Here is an 18173-nt window from a genome sequence, read left to right as displayed (position 1 = left end):
CCATTTCAGGCCAGCGGCGGGCCGCGGCGGCGGTGCGCGGTTCGCTGGCGCTGGACATCGAGCTGCAGCATTCCGAGGCGGCGGTGGTCGCGGAGGCGGGGGATTTCGTGGGGCTGGGTTTCGCGGTGGCGGCGGGTTCAGGGGTGGTGGCGGCCGTGGCGGCGGGCGGCGATCGGACATCAATCTCAAGCACGACGTGGTGCTGCTCGGTCGGCTCGACAACGGTCTCGGTTACTACCGCTTCGCATACAACGGCAGCGACAAAACCTATGTCGGAGTGATCGCTCAGGAAGTGGAGGCGGTGAGACCCGACGCGGTCACACGCGGCCGCGACGGATATCTGCGTGTCTACTATTCCCGGCTCGGCCTCAAGTTTCGGTCGTATGGTGGTTGGGCCGCGTCCGGAGGCGTGCTGCCGAACACTGGCGCGCTGCCGCGCTGAAGACCGCGCCCACGGTCGGCTGCTCCAAGCGCGGATTCGCTGGCCCTAAACTAGCCAGCGGATCGGGGCTGGATCGCCGAACCAACCGGCAACCCCAGCTTTGAACGTGCTGGCCTGTTTCCATCCACAGTGGTCCGCTTTGATTTTTTGGAGCGACCTAGTTTGGGTTTTAGCCCTGTGGCAACCAAGCCTAGGCCGATGCTCTCATTAGAGATATCGAGAAGCCTATTCAGTGTTGTGGGTGTATAAATTCCTGCGTTGCAATTCGCGCTCATTTCGCGCATGCGCGTTTGATCCAGACAAGTTTGTTTCTCCAATTGAGGTGGCGGTGATTGCACTATGCAACCGCGTTCGATCGGATGTGTAGAGTCCCAACCGCAACGCAGGAGTTGCGGTCATGAGCAGTGATCTCCTTAGAAGCTTTTGTATTGTACTCTTTGGACTAAGCCCGCTCGTCATCATCGGCATCGCGATGTTCTTGCCGTAAGGCACTTGGCGCACATGCGCCGCCGCCCGGGCCGGTAGACGCCCCAGCACGCGCGCCCAACTTTTTGAGTTAAACAGCACGGCCGCCTCAGTTGGCGGCCTTATTCGTGCAGGAAACCCGGATGCATTCGCGTCCAAATGTCCGGCACGGAATGACAAGAACTGATGGCACGCAAGGGCTAGACTCGCGGCTTCTTGAGAAGGGGTTGCCAAGTGCCGTTCTCGCGGAGCCAGTCAGTCAAGTTGAAGGTCGCACAGTCCCAGATCTCGATGCTCGGTTGAATGGCATTTGTTTCCAATGTGTCGCGTGTTTCGGTGCGGCGGACGATCGGGGGGCTGCTCTTGGCTCGATCGTCTGTAGGCGCTTTCCTCATGGCAAGTTCCTTCGGGGTCACTGAGCAGTTTGCGGGCGGCATCGTCGGCTTACAACCCTCGGCGAAGAGCCTCGCGCTTACAGCGGTAGCGCCAAACAAATGACCTGGGGATCCCTTCCGCGTCGGACTTGAAAGCCAAATTTGGCGAAAACCCTTCGCATCGCCGTGTTCTCTGGCAGGACTTCGGCGACGAGCTGCTCGAGCCCAGCCGTGCGCGCCAGGATGAGGAGGTGGTGCATGAGCAAGGTGCCGACGCCCTGTCCCTGATAGTCGTCGATGGTCACGAAGGCGATCTCGGCCATTCCGGGATCCATGACGACGTAGCGACCGCCGCCGATGATCACCTCGTGTTCGTCCTCGTCGGCAAGCGCGATCAAGGCGACGTGATTGGCGAAATCGATGTTCATGAAGAAATCGACCTCCTTCTTTGAGAAGCTTCGCTTGGGGCCGAAGAAGCGACGTTGCAGCGACTGGCTACTCGTGCGGCCAACGGCGGCCAACATGTCGTCCTGGTCGTCCGCTCGTAACATGCGGATCTCGACGCTCCGGCCATCGCGCAGGCGTTCGCTCGCTGCATAATTCTCAGGCACGGGCATCAGCCTATCCTCCCGGCGCAAGAAAGACGTACGGCTGGGGCTCGTGGCTTGACCTAAATCAACGATCCGGTGCGCGTGACGCTTTCAATCGGACTGTCGGCGGAAGGACCGAAACGATGTCGCTGGACAATCTGCAACTCCCGGGCGGCCCGATGTCAGGGGTCGTCGCCAAGGCCGTGGAATATATGGTGGATGCCGGGCAGCGTAGCGTACTGCTGCTGGACATACTGCGGCAGCGCGGCGATCAGTATCGCGAGCATGTTGCCCAGACGGCGCCCCACGTCCTGAGCTATGCAGCCGAGCTCATCCTGGACGGTCGCACGCTCGAGCAGCCGGTCAACTATGCGTTGGTGCGCATCATCCCGCCCAAGGGTGTGGAAATCGACCTCAAGCGGCGGCCATTCGTTGTCGTCGACCCGCGTGCGGGCCATGGACCGGGGATCGGCGGCTTCAAAGCCGATAGTGAGATCGGCGTCGCGATGAAGGCGGGGCATCCCTGCTATTTCATCGGCTTCCTGCCCGAGCCAATGCCGGGCCAGACCATCGAGCGCATTGCCCACGCTGAAGCAATCTTCATCGAAAAGGTCATCGAGCGGCATCCCGAGGCTGATGGGAAACCATGTGTGATCGGGAACTGCCAGGCCGGCTGGGCGATCATGATCCTCGCCTCGTTACGGCCGGAACTGTTCGGTCCGGTGATCGTGGCGGGCGCGCCGCTCGCTTATTGGGCTGGCGTACACGGCAAATACCCGATGCGCTACTCCGGCGGACTGCTCGGCGGAAGCTGGCTGACCGCGCTTTCCAGCGACCTCGGCGCCGGCAAGTTTGACGGTGCCTGGCTGGTGCAGAACTTCGAGAATCAGAATCCGTCGAACACGCTCTGGACCAAGCAGTACAACGTCTACTCCAAGGTCGACACCGAGGCCGACCGCTATCTCGAATTCGAGCGCTGGTGGGGCGGGCACGTCAACCTCAATGCCGAGGAGATCCAGTTCATCGTCGATGAACTCTTCATCGGCAACAACCTGGGTGCCGGCCGGGTCAAGATGTCCGACGGGACCACGGTCGATCTGCGCAAGATTCGTTCGCCGATCGTGGTGTTCTGCTCGAAAGGGGACAACATCACGCCTCCGCAACAGGCGCTGCACTGGATTCTGGACCTTTATGCTGATGTCGACGAGATCAGGGCACATGGGCAGACCATCGTCTATACCGTGCATGAGACGGTCGGCCATCTCGGCATCTTCGTTTCCGGTGGCGTGGCCAAGAAGGAGCACGCGGAGTTCTCAAGCAACATCGACCTGATCGACGTGCTGCCGCCCGGCCTTTACGAAGCGACGTTCGAGGCGAGGGCATCCGACACGCTGAATGATGAGCTTGCGGTCGGGCAGTGGGTGATGCGCTGCGAGGCCCGCACACTCGACGACATCCGGGCGATGGGCGGGAACTCGCCGGAGGATGAGCGGCGTTTCGAGACTGCCAAGCGTGTCTCGGAAATGAATCTCGCCGCCTATCAGAAATACGTGCAGCCCTGGGTCAAATCGATGGTGACGCCACAGATGGCGGAGATGATGCGCAACTGGCATCCGCTCCGCCTGCAATACGAGGCGTTCAGCAGCGAGAACCCCTGGATGAAGATGGTGGAGAGCGCCGCGGAGAAAGCGCGCGACGACCGCAAACCCGTCGCCAAGGACAATCCGTTCCTGGCGTTCCAGGAGCGGGTATCGCAGCAGATCGTCAGTTCGCTCGATCAGTGGCGTGACTCGCAGGAGGCACTAAGCGAGGCGATGTTCCTTGCCGTTTACGGCTCGCCGGCGCTGCAGGCCGCGGTCGGGGTCGATCCGCAGTCGACACCCTCCCAACGCCGCGACATGGATCCAAAGCACCGCGAGCTCTTGCAAGCTCGCGTAGCGGAGCTGACTTCCAGGATCGGCTCCGGTGGTATGCGAGAGGCCGGCATTCGGGCCTTGCTTTACGTCGGATCGGCCCGGGGCATGGTGGACGAGCGCAGCCTCGAAGCGCTGCGGCGGCTTCGCCAGGCCGATGAGGCCGCGCGCGTGACGCTCGCGGAGTTCAAGATGTTGGTCCGCGAGCAGTTCTTCATGCTGCTGCTTGATCGGGAGGCCGCACTTGCGGCCATTCCAAGGCTATTGCCGGACAGCTTGGACGAGCGCCGCAGGGCGTTTGCCGCCATTCAGGACGTGTTGTCGGCAAGCGCAGAGATATCCGGTGAAGTGGCCAGGCGATTGAAGCAGGTCGCCGGGCTGTTCGGGCTCGACGGTTACGACAACACCGTCCCTTTCGATCCGAAAGCCCGGGCATCATAGCAATTCAGAGCGGAGCGATGGGTGTCATGGCAGCCGGACCGAACGAAGCCCAGCCGGGATCGAAATATGATCGCCTCATCGTCGCCGCGAAGGGCGTTCCCTCGGTCTCCACCATCGTGGTGCATCCCTGCGATGAAAGCTCGCTGCGAGGGGCGATCGACTCCGCCGAGGCTGGAATCATCAAGGCGGTTCTGGTCGGTCCGGCCGCGCGAATCCGGGATACCGCGACAAAGCACAATATTGATATTGCGGGCTATGAGATCGTTGATACGCCGCCAACTGAGGCTGCTGCCGCGGCCAGGGGCGTCGAGTTGATTCATGAGGGGCGAGGCGAAGTCCTGATGAAGGGCAGCCTCCACACCGATGAACTGATGCGCAGCGTGACGGCAAAGGTCGGTGGGCTGCGCACCGACCGGCGCATCAGCCACGTGTTCGTGATGGACGTGCCGGCCTACGCCGAAACGGTGTTCGTCACCGATGCCGCCATCAACATCTTCCCGGACCTCGACGCCAAGCGCGATATCATCCAGAATGCCGTCGATCTCTACAATGAGGCCGGTTTCGGCACGACACCGCGGGTGGCGATCCTGTCGGCGGTCGAGACCGTCACGTCAAAGATTCCATCGACCATCGAAGCGGCCGCGCTCTGCAAAATGGCGGACCGCAAACAGATCACCGGCGCGCTGCTCGATGGTCCGCTGGCCTTTGACAATGCGATCGACCTGGAAGCGGCGCGGATCAAGGGGATCAGGTCGGAGGTCGCCGGCCGGGCGCAAATCCTGGTCGTGCCCGACCTCGAGTCCGGCAACATGCTGGCGAAGAATCTGGCCTATTTTGCCAAGGCCGATGGCGCCGGCATCGTGCTCGGCGCGCGGGTGCCGGTGGTGCTGACGTCGCGTGCCGATTCGGCGCGGTCACGGATGGCGTCAGCCGCGGTTGCATGCCTTTACGCGGATGCCCGGCGTCGCCGTGCTCCGATCGCCGCCGCGTGACTGCCATGGATACGATCCTCGTCGTCAATGCCGGCTCCTCAAGCGTGAAATTCCAGGTCTTCGCGGTGGAAGGCGAGGGCCGGCTGCGGCGGCAGCTGAAGGGCCAGATGGACGGCATCGGCAGCCGGCCGCGAATGCGCGCCAGCGGCTCAAGTGGCGAACCGCTGGCCGACCGCGCCTATCCGATCGAAGCGGTTGCCGACGTTCCTGCCGCCATGTCCGTCGCGGCAGCCTGGCTGAGGGAGGAACTCAACATCAACCCTGTGGCCGTAGGCCATCGGGTTGTTCACGGCGGCCCGGATTACGCGCACCCGGTGCTGATCGATCCTGTGGTCGTGTCGCGGCTGGAACGCTACGCGCAGCTGGCGCCGCTGCATCAGCCGCACAATCTGGCGCCCATCAAATCCCTGCTGACCAATTTTCCGGCCCTGCCGCAGGTGGCCTGCTTCGATACGGCGTTCCACCGTGATCATGACCCGCTGGCGGATCATTATGCCATTCCGCACCAGCTGTACGCCGAGGGCGTCAGGCGCTACGGCTTCCATGGCCTGTCATACGAATATGTGGCCAAGCGGCTGCCGCAGGTGGCGCCGGAGGTCGCGGTTGGACGTGTGATCGTGGCCCATCTCGGCAGTGGCGCCTCGATGTGTGCGATGCGGGCAGGCCGGAGCGTCGAGAGCACGATGGGATTTACGGCGCTCGACGGCCTCGCGATGGGAACGCGGCCCGGCCAGATCGATCCCGGTGTCGTCCTGCACCTGCTCACCGAGAAGGGAATGTCGGCCTCCAAGGTGCAGGATTTTCTCTACCGCGACTGCGGCTTAAAGGGACTGTCCGGCGTCAGCAACGACATGCGCGAGCTCGAGACAAGCGGAGACCCGCAAGCTGCATTTGCGATCGATTATTTCGTCTACCGTGTTGGCCTTAACGCCGGCATGCTGGCAGCCGCGCTGGAGGGACTCGACGGCTTCGTCTTCACCGCGGGGATCGGTGAGAACTCCGTTTCGATCCGTGCTCGCATTGCCGAGAGGCTGTCCTGGCTTGGGATCGCGCTGGATCCCGCCGAGAATGCGCGGCACGCGACCAGGATCTCCGGACCCGAAAGCCGAATCCCCGTATTCGTCGTGCCGACCGATGAGGAACTGATGATCGCGCAGCATACGCTGACGCTGCTCATGAACCAGCCATCGCCCAATCCTAAACGCGAGAGAGTGTCATGACCATCCCGGTTTATCCTGAGACCAGTGTCGCGCTGAAGGGCAAGAAGGGATTGATCGTCGGCATCGCCAATGACCAATCGATCGCCTGGGGCTGTGCCAAGGCGTTTCGGGCGCTCGGCGCCGAACTCGCCGTCACCTACCTGAACGAAAAGGCCAAGAAGCACGTCGAACCGCTGGCCAAGGCGCTGGAATCGCCGATCTTCATGCCGCTTGACGTGATGGTCGAGGGCGAGACCGAGAAAGTGTTCGAGCGGATCCAGAAGGAGTGGGGTCAGCTCGACTTCCTGCTTCACTCGATCGCGTTCTCACCGAAGGACGCCTTGCATGGCCGTGTGGTCGATGTGGATCGCGCCGGCTTCCAGAAGACCATGGACGTGTCCTGTTGGTCGTTCATGCGCATGGCCCATCTCGCCGAACCGCTGATGAAGAACGGCGGTACGATGTTCACCATGACCTATTACGGCAGCCAGATGGTGGTGAAGAACTACAATGTGATGGGCGTCGCGAAGGCGGCGCTTGAGGCAGCCGTGCGCTACATCGCGGCCGAGCTTGGGCCGAAAGGCATTCGGGTCCACGCCATCTCGCCAGGACCACTTGCCACGCGCGCAGCATCCGGCATTCCCGAATTCGATGAGCTGATGGACAAGGCGCAGTCGCAGGCACCGACGCGCAGCCTCGTCAGCATCGACGACGTCGGCAAGGCCACGGCGTTCCTCGCCCTCGACGGCGCAAAGCTGATCACGGGAGACGTGCTCTACGTCGATGGAGGCTACCATATCATCGATTGACGCACGTAAGCTCGGGGTCAGCTGTAGTGCAGGCCGATGACCTCCGCTACGCAGGCAGGGCGGGCACCGCCCTCCATCTCGATCACAACGCGGTAGTGCACTCTCAGCCCATTCGGCGGCACGTCTTCGGCTTCCGCGATGCCGACGCGACCGCGCAACTTTGATCCGGCGGGCACCGGTGCCAGGTAGCGGATCCGGTCCGCGCCATAGTTGAGCGTGTTCTTCAACCCCTTCAGGCCCATCACCGAGCGGATGAACATCGGCGTCAGGCTCAGCGACAAGAGGCCGTGGGCGATGGTCTTACCTCCGGGCATTTCGGCCTTCGCGCGTTCCTGATCGACGTGAATCCACTGCTCGTCGCAGGTCGCGTCGGCGAATTTGTTGATGCGTTCCTGGGTGATCTCAATCCATTCGCTGATGCCGACCTCGGTGCCGACCGCCGACTTGAGTTCGCCAAATCCGTTGAATATCCGCATAGTCCTTCTCGCTCTGTTCTGGCTCGCTTTCGTCAGAATGCCATTTCGGGAACGGCATCGGGAATTGCGAGTTCCGCCTCCGTCACCGCCAGTACCTCGGCGACCGTCAGGCCCGGCGCCGTTTCCAGCAGGGTCGCCTTGCCGCCGGGGAAGGCGATGACCGCCATATCTGTCACGACAAGGTCGACAGGTCGCGCTGACGTCAGCGGCAGGTTACATCTGGCCACGATCTTCGACTTTCCTTTTGCCGCATGTTGCATGGCGACGATGACCCGCTTGGCACCGCTGACGAGGTCCATGGCTCCGCCCATGCCCGGCACCATTTTGCCCGGGATCATCCAGTTAGCCAGATGCCCCGTGGCGTCGACCTGCAGGCCGCCGAGCACCGTGATGTCGACATGACCGCCACGGATCAGGCCGAACGACATCGCGCTATCGAAGGTCGCCGCGCCCGGCAAGGCGCTGATCGGCTTGCCGCCGGCATCGGTCAGCAGCGGATGAGCCATGCCCTGCTCGGGAATTGGGCCCGTGCCGATCAGGCCGTTCTCGGACTGGAAGTACACGTTGAGCCCTGCAGGAACGTAGTTCGCAACCAGGGTCGGAATTCCGATGCCGAGATTGACGAGGTTACCCGGCCGCAGTTCTTTCGCTACGCGACGCGCAATGATGGTCTGTGCATCCATGGCTCACCCGTTCGCAACGAGATAGTCGACCAGCGGTCCCGGCGTGATTACGTGATCCGGAGCAATCACGCCGACCGGAACAATATGTTCGGCGGTCACGATCACCGTGTCGGCCGCCATCGCCATCACTGGATTGAAATTTCGCGCGGTGAGGGCATAGGACAGGTTGCCGGCGTAGTCGGCCAGGAAGGCGTGGACGAGCGCGAAATCGGCGCGCAGCGCGGTCTCCAGCAGATATGGTTTGCCGTCGACTTCGATCTTCTGCTTGCCTTCCTCGACAAGCGTGCCGACGCCGGTGGGCGTCAGGACGCCGCCAAGACCGCATCCGCCGGCGCGGATCCGCTCGACAAAGGTGCCCTGCGGAATAAGGTCGACCGTGATCTGCTTGCCCAGCATCTGTTGCTGGGCTTTCGGATTCAGCCCGATATGAGTTCCTATCATGCTCGACACCTGGGTGCCGTCGAACAGCTTGCCGACACCCTTGCCGGGAGTGGCCGCATCATTGCTGATGAGTGACAGGCCCGATTTCTTCTGTCGGACCAGTTCATCCAGCAGGCGCTCCGGCGTGCCCACGCCCATGAAGCCGCCGACCATGATGCGCGCGTTGTTCGGAATCATCGCAACAGCTTCTTCGGCGGATACGGCCTTCATAATTGGGCTCCGGCAATTGATCCGAGGCGGGATATCCCGGTGAACACTGTCGTTTGGCGAAGCGGCTACGTTGATCTGGGTCAAGGCCCGCGTCATTCGCCGTCGGCGCGGTGGCTAATCCCAATGCTATCCAGCATCTCCGCCCACAATTTGCGCACCTGTCGATGCCGATCGTTCACGGCCGCGCTGACGGCGTCGCGGACGGGCTTGAGATCGTCACCTTTCAGAAAATGGATCTGGGCCTGGATCAGCCGGCTGCTTTCAAATTCGATCCGGCGCAAAGCCATAACAAAGGGATCATCCGCGGACGCCTCGACCGGCAGGAGGGCGGCAGGCCGGATAGCGCCGTGCGCGGCATGCCCGAGGGCCGCAATGTCGATCGTTGTGGCAAGCCGGCGATCGGCGACGCCGGATGCAGGGTTGGGCAGCCAAGCCATTTCCCAGATCAGCGTGTTGTAGAAAGCCATGAAATCAGGCGCCCACGAGGTCGCGCGCAGGAGAAGGGAAACGATCTCCGTCTCGCGATGCAGCTGTGTGTTCAACTCTGCTTGCCAACCGGCCTTGAACTGGCCTGGCAAGGTCAGAGCCAGCTGCCGCGCAAGCGCGCCATGCATCGAGACCAGGAATGATGCCACCCGAGTTTGTTGCAGCGGCGGCACGCGCCCGGAGGCATCGAGCGGACCCAGGAACTGGTTCATGAGGTCGCCCTTGGCACGGGAATAGCGCGCAGGTGGTCGAAGCCGGCCGGGAAAGGCGTCATCTCGCCACCGGCGTCGTCGGGTGCGATCCATACCGTCTGCTTACCCTGCCAGCGCCCCGCTAGGACGTCTTCGGCGAAGCGTGCGAGCAGGTCGGCCGTCAGTGCGGCCTTCTCGAGGGTGAAGGCGTGGTAAGCGTTGGGGATGATGACTAGTGAGCTGTCGGCAATGTGAGTGCGCAGGGTTTCGTGAAGCGAACGCGGCGTGAGGAAGTCAAATTCTCCGTTGAGGATCATCGTTGGCGTCCTGATCGACGCCAGTTGTGGTGTCAGCGGCTGGAAGTCGAGGAAGGATTCCATCAAGTTTTGCACCGCATAAACGTCATTGATTAGCCAGCCCTGTCGCTTCACCGCGTCGAGATTGCCGAGTAGCGGCTTGAGCCAGGAGTCCGAGAGATTCATCGGCAGCAACAAATCCTGCAAATAGCTGGTTCCGCCCAAGATCAGCCCGGTGCGCAGCGCATTGCCAAGCAGCAGAAGTTGCGGCGACATTTCTGCGAAGGCACTCATAGGCACCAGGCCCGACAGCCTGTTGCTGTGCAAGATCGCATAGCGCAGCGCGATCAGTGCGCCGAAACTGATGCCGCTGAGGAATACCGGGCCATCACCGAGCTCATCAATCAGGAGCCGAAGCGCCTCAACCTGATCATCCTGGCTGATGAACAGTTCCGGTTTGGCCGAAGCGCCCTGACCGAGCAGATCGAAAGTGGCGACACGAAATCCTTTGCCAACCAGCGCGTGCCGATAGGCCGCCCAGAGCTCCGAATATTGAGTAAGCCCGTTGACGAGCACATAGGCCGGCGCGTCCGTGGCACCGTCTAGTTCATAACGGATGCGGTGCGAGCCATGCGAGAGAAACGGCATTCGCTTCACTTGCTCAATGCTTTCGGGTGTCAAATTGTGGTGCGCGCCCAGCCGCACCCTTGACCTAGGTCAACGTCGGCCGCGCGGTCCCGACGGAACCTTCCCAAAATCGGTCAGGGAGGCATTCCATGAGGCGTCTTTTCATTGGGTTGCTGCTGCTTGCCGTCAGCGCATCCGCCGCGACCGCCCAGCCGTTCACGCGCCGCTCGTCGCAAGTCCAGCATGACGGCCTGAAGCAGTATTACGAGATCGCCGACTTCAAGCTCGGCGGCAAGTATGACCTGGCCAATCCGTCCAAGTGGGAAAATGGCGGCGAGGGTGGCGTGACCCTTGAATCGCTCGGTGGCGGTAAGCTGCGCACGGCCTACATCGCGGTCGGTACGCCGCGGCGCAACGCCGCAGGCGAGATCACCAATGCCGTTGTCATCAATTCATATTACTCCGGCGACTCCACCGACATGTACGAGCAGTGGGTCAAGGGCGCCGCGCTGTCGGGTGGCGTTCCGATCATCGGACCGGGCCGGCCGATCGACACCGACCGCTATTACGTCGTGATGGTCGATCCGCTCGGGACCTGGGGCGCAAGCAAGCCATCGGATGGCCTCGGGATCAAGTTTCCGCAGTACACCTACTACGACATGGTGCAGGCGAATTACCGGATGCTTCGCGATCATTTGAAGATCGCCAGGGTCGCGCTCGCGGCCGGCGTCTCGATGGGTGGCACGCAGACCTATGTCTGGGGCGTCATGCATCCGGAATATGTCAGTGCGCTGATGCCGATCGGCGGCACGACACAATCGGACGCCGGAGATCCCGTCGGCAACTGGACATTCCAATTGATGACGGCGGCGATCGAGTCGGATCCGGTCTGGCAGCAGACCAAGGGCGACTACTACAACCTGCCCAAGGAGAAGCACCCGCTGATGGGCATGGCGTTCGGCTGGTCGGTATTGGGTCTGACCGGTTACGATCTTTCATACCGGACCACGCAGGCGTTCACCGCGGTGCAGCCGGAAATCTTCTATTGGGATCCGCCGAACGAGAAGGCCGGCCTCAACGTCATCAATCGCTCAAAGCTGTACGACGCCGTCGACCTCGTATGGCGCAACCGCGTTGGCGAGCTTCACAACATCAACAATGACCTCGGCCGCATCCAGTCACGCACCCTGGTCATGCATATCAAGAACGACCTGTGGCTCAACTTCAAGCTTGCCGAGAAAGCAGTCGAAAACATCCCGGGTGCCGACCTGATCGCCGAAGACAGCCCGGTCGCGCATTACGGCGTATTCTCGATCATCAACGGCCACAAGAATGACCCGAAATTCGTGACGTTCATGGACGACGTCGCCAGCCTCGACAAGGCACAGCAGTTCGTCGACAAGAATTTCCGCACGCCGGGCGTGGCGTCCGACATCGATCCGAAGAAATCGTTCTGGAAGGAGTACGTCACCTATCCCTATCCGGTGAAATACGCCAACGCCAAGGACGCCAAGGGCACGACCTGGCAGATCGGCTACATGGATGAATACTACGGCACCGAGAAGGATCCGAAAGTCCTCGTCGTCATCCACGGCAAGGGAGCCTTCGCCGGCCACTACGGCAATATCATGCAGTACGCGCTGCGCAGTGGGTTGCGCGTGATCGCGCCGGACCTGCCGCACTACGGCATGTCGGGCCCGGGCAATCTCGACAAGAGCCCAGCGCGGACCATGCAGGACATGCGTGAAGTGGTCTACGACCTCGTCGTCAACCAGCTCAAGGTCAAGCAAGCGGCCTACCTTGGCCATTCGCTGGGTGGCCAATTGATCCTGGGCTACGCGCTGACATATCCCGACGCCGTGAAGAGCCTGATCCTCGAAGCGCCCGCCGGCCTCGAAGAGTACCCGCGCGAGGTGACGATAGGGCCCGGCAAGACGGCGAAGCTGTTCGACGCCTCGCTCGCGGGCAATTTCGACAAGTGGAAGGATGTCTGGGGGCCGACCCAGGTATTAGCCAACGAAATCGCGCGGCCGGAGCAGAACATTCGCGACTTCTTCTATTTTAAGAAGCGCGATCCCGGGACCGGCGTGGTCGGGCGCAGCAAGAGTGGCTACTTCATGAACGACAGCGAGTATGCGCGGTTGCATACCGAGCAGCGTGTCGGCCTCATCAAAGGCAATCCGAAGGAGCTCGAGCAATGGGCCAACGTGTACATTCTCGACATCTACGGCATGGTATCGGAGTTGCAGCAAGATGATCCGAAGAACCTGTATCGGCGGCTGACCGACATCAAGGTGCCCATTTTCCTGGCCTTCGGCGACAAGGAGCCGTTCATTCCCGGAACGCCCTTTAATGGGTTGAAGGACCTCGGTCGCGACATCATCACCCCGTTCATGACGCGGATGACGCGCGCGAACAACCGGCCGATCCTGAAAATCTATCCGGACACCGGTCATTTCATCCACACCGACAATCCGGTGGAATTTCCGGCTGACGTGACCGATTTCGTGATGACCGGCAATCTCGACACCAGTTCGCCGCTCGAGACGGACCGAATGATCAACGGCGTGGTGTCGGCGATGGCTGTTGCGCCGACGCCGGACGGACCGAATCCGACAGCCGGTTTGAATAAGTGACCAGCAGGCTGAGTTGCAACGAGAGGATCAAACTGTAGCAATGCCCAAAGTGCGTGCCGGAGAGGTCGACCTTGGCTGGCGGGAGTGGGGCGAAGGCGAAACCACGGTCGTCTTCGTCCACGGCAATCTCGCCAGCAAGGACTGGATCGAGCTCGCCGCCCCCTTGTTCCCGAGCGGCCTTCGGGTCATCGGAATCGACTGGCGCGGTTGTGGCGACAGCGATCGCCCGGCCGCCACGCCGGGCTATACCAACTACTCGATGCAGCAACATGCGCTCGACATGCTGGCGGCGCTGGATGCTCTGCAGATCCCATTCTGTCATCTCGCGACGCATTCCACCGGCGGCATCATCGCGGCGCGCATGTTGCTGATGCGGCCGGAGCGGTTTGGCCGGGTATTCGCGCTCGATCCCGTGACGCCACTCGGGCTCGCGTTCAACGCGGAGCAGATCGGGCTGTTCCGCGCGATGATGGCGAGCCGCGAGGTGACGCGCGCTATGATGGCGACGGCTGCTTCTTCCTTGTTCCTTCCGGACAGCATGGCGCCGAATGCGGTGCCGGTGTTCCGCGAGGGGTTGGGCGCGATCCCAGCCCTGTTCGAGCGTATCCTGGAGCAGACGTTTGGCGTCTCCGAGGGAATATGGATCGGCACGCCCGTCAATCTGACACGCGAGCGGGAAAGCCGCGAGCTCGAGCGGCGGATGCCCGAAATCCGGCATCCACATCTCGTCGTCTGGGGCGAAGGTGACGGCTGGATCGCGCCCGCCGACCTCCGGACCATGGCGGCGGCGATGCCGAACTGCCGGTTGGTCGTCGTCCCGGGCGTCGGCCACTCAATGAACCTGGAAATGCCGCCACTCTATGCCGGCTATTTTGGCGCCTGGTTTGGTGGCCTGAACGACCAGCGATGGTGAAACTCGTGAAGATCCGAAATCCTTGGTTCGGTCGACGGGCGATTAGAAGCGGCATGCCGCAGAAGAAGGCCTGCTCGCTTCGAACCTCAACTGACTGTTGCTAGCTCCAATTTGAATCGAAGGGATCGCTTCGGAGGATCAATGGCTGACACCCCAAAACTCTCGGTCGAAAAGGCGCTAAAGAAATTGCGAAATAGCGATGAGCCGAAGTCGAAGAACGAACGTCATGACGAGAAAATGAGCGCGCTCGACGAAGAAATAAGGCGCATGAGAGCGCAGAGGCTGCGCCTGGATCGGCTCAAACGCACCCGCGACTAGGGGAACTCGTTGTTGTGGTAGCCCGAACGAACCCCCGTGACGTCGCCGGCTCCTGAGCTTTTGGCCGGAAACGAGTCAGCGATGCTCAACGCGGTTGACAGACCCGCTGCGCTCGGGCGAGTGAACTGACGATCCGGCAAGGTTCGAACCTGCAACCCGCAGTAGAAATCCGCTGCTCGGCCATTTGGCCTACGGCGCGTTGAGCGGGCGGGTGCGGTGGTGGGTCGGTTTGAAAACCCACCCCGAAAGATCTCCCTTGGTTAATTCAAGGCCGCGTCCAACCCACCCGTAGAACTACGGGCTCCGGGCAATTGGGCCAGGTTGTATTCTCCAGCAGCCAGCCCTGCGATTTCGGCCTAAAAGGCACCCAAACGCCGGAAATGCTCCCTGCGACGTCGCCGCTTCCGGCAAAGCACTGAAATCGCGGCAAATGCGAACGCCCTCCGAGCGCACCATAGACCCAGAATACAGCCACGTCATCGCGACGTGGCCCCGCCAGACGATCGGGATGCGTCTTGGGAGCTCGGCAAAGTGACCCGACGCTCGTGCGGGGTGCGGTATCGAGCGACATTTGGACGGAAACGCGGACTTGGTTTGTGACATCGCGATGGCGTTGGCCTGCCGGGTGCGAGTGGGTCGGACCGGCGCCATCCCCTCAAGGCTGGCGCTTCGCGTCCCCGCTTTGGCGGCCTTGACCGGATATCGCCGGCCCGGCATGGGCCGGCCAGGCAGGTAAGGCTCGGTGCGAGCTGAGCACCCCTCGCGACGGAGCCTTCGCTCCTCGGAGCGTTTAGGTCACCTGATTCCCTAATTGGAGTTTCCGCCGCGCAGCAGCTGCCGGTATCCACACTCGGACATCCATTTGGCACGGGCCAAATGGCTCTCAAATGCTTTGCGTGCACGGTCTGGCTCTTGGCCGGGGTCGATGCGCAGCAAGGTCTGTGTGATTTCGCGCCAATCAGTGCCGCCCGCATCAGCATCGAGTAAACGAAGATAGGTGCGCAGATGCTGCTCATCGTAGACCGTGAGCGTTGCGTCGACCGGAGCGACGTCAGCGATAGTGGGATCGATCGGCGGTTTTCGCATTGGGATCCTCGTTGAATGCGCATCCATTCAGAGATGTTCGTCACGAGCACAGAAGTTTGGCGAGTCGCTTAAAACGGCACTCGACGCAGGCAACGGAGCTCATACGAAAAACGCAAAATATGGACTATATTCCCTAGAGACTATATACCCGGCAATGCCCGATCCTACAATGCAGGATTGGCGCGCAATTGTTGGCAGGAACGTTCGCAAATTTCGCAAACAGCGAGGAATGACTCAGGAAGAACTGGCCTTTGAATCCGAGATCGATCTGACTTACGTGGGCGGAATTGAACGCGGCAAGCGTAACCCGAGTTTATTGGTGATGGCGCGCATCGCAGACGTTCTTGCGATACCGCTGTCTAGACTACTGTCGGATTGATGCTCCCAAAGCCTCTTTCAAAACAGGCAGTACTTCCTTGAACGGCATTGTGCTGCTCGTCCCATATTCCTGCAATTGGCGCCATTGGCCGCCTAGCGTTTTGCTGGGGGTGGCTAACCGGGAAGAGGACTTCATTTCCGCTGCACCGGCAAAGGGCGGACCCCTGCAATCCAACCCCGTAACCTTCCGGGTGAATGGGAAATCAGCCTCACGCCGCTTGTACACTACCATCGGTTGCGGCTAGGTTTTTAGCATTTTCGACAGTTGTTCTATTCTCCTCCGATTTCGCGATTTCCATGTCATCCATTTCCTCTCCGCCGTCGCCGTCCTTAGAACACGCTCTGCTCCTGCTTTCGTCAGGGCAAACGCTGAAGGTGCGTGCCATCGAACTCTATCCAGCCGAACAACTCGCAAAGATCGCGGGCTTGCGCGCGCAAGCCGCGCAAAAAATGGGCGGCGTATCCACCGGCTTGGGTTTCATTGGATCGCCAGCATGGGCCGTTGGAGCCGGTGCCGTGCTCGGAGTTCTTGAGGCCGCCCTGTCCGAGAGCAGCAGGAAGCAAGCCCTCCCGACGATCAAATACGCGGAAGAGTTGGTAATGTCTCTTCGCGCTACGGGGCAGGTCTTCGGCATCGAGAACATCAAGCATATCGAGCATCCGGACCCGAGCGTATGGGCAGCGAGCACCGTTGCTATTAAGCGCATTACAGAAAACGGCAGCTGGGGTCGATAAATTCATACCGATACAGAAGTTACGACCAACTTCATTCATTCCGGCGACGACTTTTTACGCGTCCAGACCGCTGACGGTTTGATTAATGTCAGATGGTCAGGTGTGATCGGTTACGTTGCTCCGAGCCACGCACAGCCGACTGATGCGCGGTTGGCGTCGGGCACCGCGATCAACGACTAACGTCGGAGGAGGCGATGCCGACAGTACCGAACCCGTACCGGCAACACCTAGTGCTATTGATCGCGTTGTCCGGCCTTGCGGGAGTAGTAGCGGCTGGCTCACTGATGATGAGCCTGTCCATCGGCGGAAATCTCAGCGCGGCATTGATTGGCTTAGTCGGCACGATCGTTGGCAGTGCCGTTAGCTTCGGCGCGGTTACGTTTCACGACAAAAGGCGCCAGGAACAAGAGATCAAGGCTATGGAGCAAGTCTCTATGCCGAGATCGTCGATCGCGCCGCACGATGCGCCAACGACTATATCATCCCGCTGCTACCGAACCTTGCGTGACCAGCACGCTTTCCCGTCCGCGCAGCCGAGCGGATCGAATGCGATCAACCTGGTGCCCGTCTCCGTTTCGACCTCGAGCAAAGCGCCCGTTGGTAATGTGTTAAGGTGACGGCTAGACCAGAGCCTGCCGCTGACGCGCGCTCTAATCATTCGATTGTCCTTTCGACGGCCGACGCAAATTCTCACGCGCTGCGCCGTGTGAGGTCGCCACTGTCCGTTTCGGCAAATCCGGCCTGCAAAACCTCTTCGCGCTTGTGGCGGAGATGGGCGCGCAGGATGTGGGAGAGGCCTGTGCCGTCGCGCCGCTGCAAGGCATTGAGGATCGCTTCGTGCTCCATGACGGCGAGCGCCCAGCGCTGCGGCGTCATCGGCGTGACGTAGCGGGCGCGGCGAATGCGGGCCGTGACAGAAGCATAGAGTCCGGCCAGCACAGGATTGCCGGCGGCGGTGACGATCGCTTCGTGGATGGCGCGATTGCAGCGGTAATACTCGATCAAATCGCCGCCGCGATAATGCTGCGCCATCGCCGCTTGCGCGGCGGCAATCTGTTCGATCTCGCCGTCCGTGATGCGCTCGCAGGCGAGTTCACCGGCGAGCGCCTCGAGGCCCTGGCAGACCTCAAAGAGGTCACGCATGTCCTTGTCGGTCAGCTTTGCCGCACGCGAGCCGCGATTGGGCAGCAGTTGCACGAGACCCTCGGCGGCGAGCACCTTGAGAGCCTCGCGCAGCGGTGTGCGCGAGATCTGTAGCCGTTCGCACAGGTCGCGCTCGGGAATCCGCCCGCCTGGCGGGATTTCTCCGTCGAGCAGGATGGCGCGGATACGGCTGACGACGTCCTCATGAAGCATAGGACAAAGCTCCATTTTGTATGCAAAAGTGAGTTTATGCTCGAGAGATTGGAAGTTCCAGCTTGAAAATACCAGATTTTGCATTCAAAATTGGGAAAACAAGACGAGGCATGAGG

General features: G+C 61.3%; 19 protein-coding genes. 11 read left to right on the top strand and 8 right to left on the bottom strand.

The window, feature by feature from the left end; genetic code table 11:
• The first annotated feature begins 196 nt into the window (after positions 1-196).
• The gene (locus ACVMDN_RS24125) at positions 197-442 is read left to right on the top strand and encodes a tail fiber domain-containing protein (protein WP_309143768.1); all 246 of its coding nucleotides are present in this window, start codon (positions 197-199) and stop codon (positions 440-442) included.
• Positions 443-1379: 937 nt separating this feature from the next.
• On the opposite strand, the gene ACVMDN_RS24120 is transcribed toward ACVMDN_RS24125, so the two are convergent.
• Positions 1380-1805 carry a GNAT family N-acetyltransferase gene (locus tag ACVMDN_RS24120; RefSeq protein WP_307720381.1) on the bottom strand — a complete coding sequence of 142 codons (426 nt, stop codon included), beginning with the start codon at positions 1803-1805 and terminating at the stop codon, positions 1380-1382.
• A 209-nt stretch (positions 1806-2014) separates the two neighbouring features.
• Here ACVMDN_RS24120 and ACVMDN_RS24115 point away from each other — a divergent pair, with 209 nt between their 5' ends.
• The 4 genes from ACVMDN_RS24115 to fabI are packed head-to-tail and all read left to right on the top strand — an operon-like array spanning position 2015 to position 7225.
• Complete coding sequence (locus ACVMDN_RS24115; protein WP_456814746.1) at positions 2015-4225, top strand: DUF3141 domain-containing protein; 2211 nt, start codon at positions 2015-2017, stop codon at positions 4223-4225.
• 26 nt (positions 4226-4251) lie between these two features.
• A complete protein-coding gene (locus tag ACVMDN_RS24110) occupies positions 4252-5217 on the top strand; it encodes a phosphate acetyltransferase (RefSeq protein WP_141342281.1) in 966 nt (321 codons plus the stop codon).
• 5 nt (positions 5218-5222) lie between these two features.
• Positions 5223-6437: an acetate/propionate family kinase gene (locus ACVMDN_RS24105; RefSeq protein WP_456814745.1), complete on the top strand. Its 1215-nt coding sequence runs from the start codon at positions 5223-5225 to the stop codon at positions 6435-6437.
• Entirely contained in the window at positions 6434-7225 is a 792-nt protein-coding gene (gene fabI, locus ACVMDN_RS24100; protein WP_076826002.1) for an enoyl-ACP reductase FabI, read from the top strand. Before ACVMDN_RS24105 ends, fabI begins: the two co-directional genes overlap by 4 nt.
• Before the next feature lie 17 nt (positions 7226-7242).
• On the opposite strand, the gene ACVMDN_RS24095 is transcribed toward fabI, so the two are convergent.
• From ACVMDN_RS24095 to ACVMDN_RS24075, 5 genes are all read right to left on the bottom strand, one after another.
• On the bottom strand, positions 7243-7701 hold the full coding sequence (locus ACVMDN_RS24095) for a MaoC family dehydratase (protein ID WP_057016850.1): 459 nt from the start codon (positions 7699-7701) through the stop codon (positions 7243-7245).
• Positions 7702-7733: 32 nt separating this feature from the next.
• Positions 7734-8384 carry a 3-oxoacid CoA-transferase subunit B gene (locus ACVMDN_RS24090; RefSeq protein WP_076826000.1) on the bottom strand — a complete coding sequence of 217 codons (651 nt, stop codon included), beginning with the start codon at positions 8382-8384 and terminating at the stop codon, positions 7734-7736.
• Positions 8385-8387: 3 nt separating this feature from the next.
• On the bottom strand, positions 8388-9035 hold the full coding sequence (locus ACVMDN_RS24085; RefSeq protein ID WP_076825998.1) for a CoA transferase subunit A: 648 nt from the start codon (positions 9033-9035) through the stop codon (positions 8388-8390).
• A gap of 92 nt (positions 9036-9127) precedes the next feature.
• Entirely contained in the window at positions 9128-9733 is a 606-nt protein-coding gene (locus ACVMDN_RS24080; protein ID WP_456834862.1) for a hypothetical protein, read from the bottom strand.
• Positions 9730-10656: an alpha/beta fold hydrolase gene (locus ACVMDN_RS24075; RefSeq protein ID WP_456834863.1), complete on the bottom strand. Its 927-nt coding sequence runs from the start codon at positions 10654-10656 to the stop codon at positions 9730-9732. The genes ACVMDN_RS24080 and ACVMDN_RS24075 overlap by 4 nt, the downstream gene beginning before the upstream one ends.
• Before the next feature lie 128 nt (positions 10657-10784).
• Between ACVMDN_RS24075 and ACVMDN_RS24070 the strand changes: the two genes are divergently transcribed.
• The 3 genes from ACVMDN_RS24070 to ACVMDN_RS24060 all read left to right on the top strand — a co-directional run bounded on the left by ACVMDN_RS24070 (position 10785) and on the right by ACVMDN_RS24060 (position 14502).
• Positions 10785-13271 (top strand): alpha/beta hydrolase, encoded by a 2487-nt coding sequence (locus ACVMDN_RS24070; protein ID WP_456834864.1) that lies wholly within the window; start codon positions 10785-10787, stop codon positions 13269-13271.
• A gap of 40 nt (positions 13272-13311) precedes the next feature.
• Complete coding sequence (locus tag ACVMDN_RS24065) at positions 13312-14184, top strand: alpha/beta fold hydrolase (RefSeq protein WP_253623533.1); 873 nt, start codon at positions 13312-13314, stop codon at positions 14182-14184.
• A 141-nt stretch (positions 14185-14325) separates the two neighbouring features.
• Positions 14326-14502: a hypothetical protein gene (locus ACVMDN_RS24060; RefSeq protein ID WP_194295329.1), complete on the top strand. Its 177-nt coding sequence runs from the start codon at positions 14326-14328 to the stop codon at positions 14500-14502.
• Between the two features lie 807 nt (positions 14503-15309).
• Here ACVMDN_RS24060 and ACVMDN_RS24055 read toward each other — a convergent pair.
• Positions 15310-15588 carry a DNA -binding domain-containing protein gene (locus tag ACVMDN_RS24055; protein ID WP_141342268.1) on the bottom strand — a complete coding sequence of 93 codons (279 nt, stop codon included), beginning with the start codon at positions 15586-15588 and terminating at the stop codon, positions 15310-15312.
• A gap of 169 nt (positions 15589-15757) precedes the next feature.
• On the opposite strand from ACVMDN_RS24055, the gene ACVMDN_RS24050 reads away from it, so the two are divergent.
• The 3 genes from ACVMDN_RS24050 (at position 15758) to ACVMDN_RS24040 (ending at position 17318) form a co-directional block, all read left to right on the top strand.
• Positions 15758-15967: a helix-turn-helix domain-containing protein gene (locus tag ACVMDN_RS24050; RefSeq protein ID WP_141342269.1), complete on the top strand. Its 210-nt coding sequence runs from the start codon at positions 15758-15760 to the stop codon at positions 15965-15967.
• 296 nt (positions 15968-16263) lie between these two features.
• Positions 16264-16701, top strand: coding sequence for a hypothetical protein (locus ACVMDN_RS24045; protein ID WP_253639337.1), 438 nt, complete (start codon positions 16264-16266; stop codon positions 16699-16701).
• A 194-nt stretch (positions 16702-16895) separates the two neighbouring features.
• Positions 16896-17318 (top strand): hypothetical protein, encoded by a 423-nt coding sequence (locus ACVMDN_RS24040; protein WP_456834865.1) that lies wholly within the window; start codon positions 16896-16898, stop codon positions 17316-17318.
• A gap of 73 nt (positions 17319-17391) precedes the next feature.
• On the opposite strand, the gene ACVMDN_RS24035 is transcribed toward ACVMDN_RS24040, so the two are convergent.
• Entirely contained in the window at positions 17392-18141 is a 750-nt protein-coding gene (locus tag ACVMDN_RS24035; RefSeq protein ID WP_316399008.1) for a GntR family transcriptional regulator, read from the bottom strand.
• Positions 18142-18173 lie beyond the last annotated feature (32 nt).

Source organism: Bradyrhizobium sp. USDA 4510 (assembly GCF_054059095.1).
Note: the sequence above shows the minus strand (reverse complement) of the source record. Positions and strands in the feature narration are given on the sequence as shown.

What these genes read in the sequence shown, in the direction of transcription:
- ACVMDN_RS24040 (WP_456834865.1), top strand. Translation starts at nt 16,896, where the DNA reads ATGCCGACAGTACCGAACCCGTACCGGCAACACCTAGTGCTATTGATC.
- ACVMDN_RS24035 (WP_316399008.1), bottom strand. Translation starts at nt 18,141, where the DNA reads ATGCAAAATCTGGTATTTTCAAGCTGGAACTTCCAATCTCTCGAGCAT.
- ACVMDN_RS24090 (WP_076826000.1), bottom strand. Translation starts at nt 8,384, where the DNA reads ATGGATGCACAGACCATCATTGCGCGTCGCGTAGCGAAAGAACTGCGG.
- ACVMDN_RS24095 (WP_057016850.1), bottom strand. Translation starts at nt 7,701, where the DNA reads ATGCGGATATTCAACGGATTTGGCGAACTCAAGTCGGCGGTCGGCACC.
- ACVMDN_RS24060 (WP_194295329.1), top strand. Translation starts at nt 14,326, where the DNA reads ATGGCTGACACCCCAAAACTCTCGGTCGAAAAGGCGCTAAAGAAATTG.
- ACVMDN_RS24055 (WP_141342268.1), bottom strand. Translation starts at nt 15,588, where the DNA reads ATGCGAAAACCGCCGATCGATCCCACTATCGCTGACGTCGCTCCGGTC.
- ACVMDN_RS24085 (WP_076825998.1), bottom strand. Translation starts at nt 9,035, where the DNA reads ATGAAGGCCGTATCCGCCGAAGAAGCTGTTGCGATGATTCCGAACAAC.
- ACVMDN_RS24075 (WP_456834863.1), bottom strand. Translation starts at nt 10,656, where the DNA reads ATGCCGTTTCTCTCGCATGGCTCGCACCGCATCCGTTATGAACTAGAC.
- ACVMDN_RS24065 (WP_253623533.1), top strand. Translation starts at nt 13,312, where the DNA reads ATGCCCAAAGTGCGTGCCGGAGAGGTCGACCTTGGCTGGCGGGAGTGG.
- ACVMDN_RS24120 (WP_307720381.1), bottom strand. Translation starts at nt 1,805, where the DNA reads ATGTTGGCCGCCGTTGGCCGCACGAGTAGCCAGTCGCTGCAACGTCGC.
- ACVMDN_RS24115 (WP_456814746.1), top strand. Translation starts at nt 2,015, where the DNA reads ATGTCGCTGGACAATCTGCAACTCCCGGGCGGCCCGATGTCAGGGGTC.
- ACVMDN_RS24105 (WP_456814745.1), top strand. Translation starts at nt 5,223, where the DNA reads ATGGATACGATCCTCGTCGTCAATGCCGGCTCCTCAAGCGTGAAATTC.
- ACVMDN_RS24110 (WP_141342281.1), top strand. Translation starts at nt 4,252, where the DNA reads ATGGCAGCCGGACCGAACGAAGCCCAGCCGGGATCGAAATATGATCGC.
- ACVMDN_RS24080 (WP_456834862.1), bottom strand. Translation starts at nt 9,733, where the DNA reads ATGAACCAGTTCCTGGGTCCGCTCGATGCCTCCGGGCGCGTGCCGCCG.
- ACVMDN_RS24045 (WP_253639337.1), top strand. Translation starts at nt 16,264, where the DNA reads ATGTCATCCATTTCCTCTCCGCCGTCGCCGTCCTTAGAACACGCTCTG.
- ACVMDN_RS24050 (WP_141342269.1), top strand. Translation starts at nt 15,758, where the DNA reads ATGCAGGATTGGCGCGCAATTGTTGGCAGGAACGTTCGCAAATTTCGC.
- fabI (WP_076826002.1), top strand. Translation starts at nt 6,434, where the DNA reads ATGACCATCCCGGTTTATCCTGAGACCAGTGTCGCGCTGAAGGGCAAG.
- ACVMDN_RS24070 (WP_456834864.1), top strand. Translation starts at nt 10,785, where the DNA reads ATGAGGCGTCTTTTCATTGGGTTGCTGCTGCTTGCCGTCAGCGCATCC.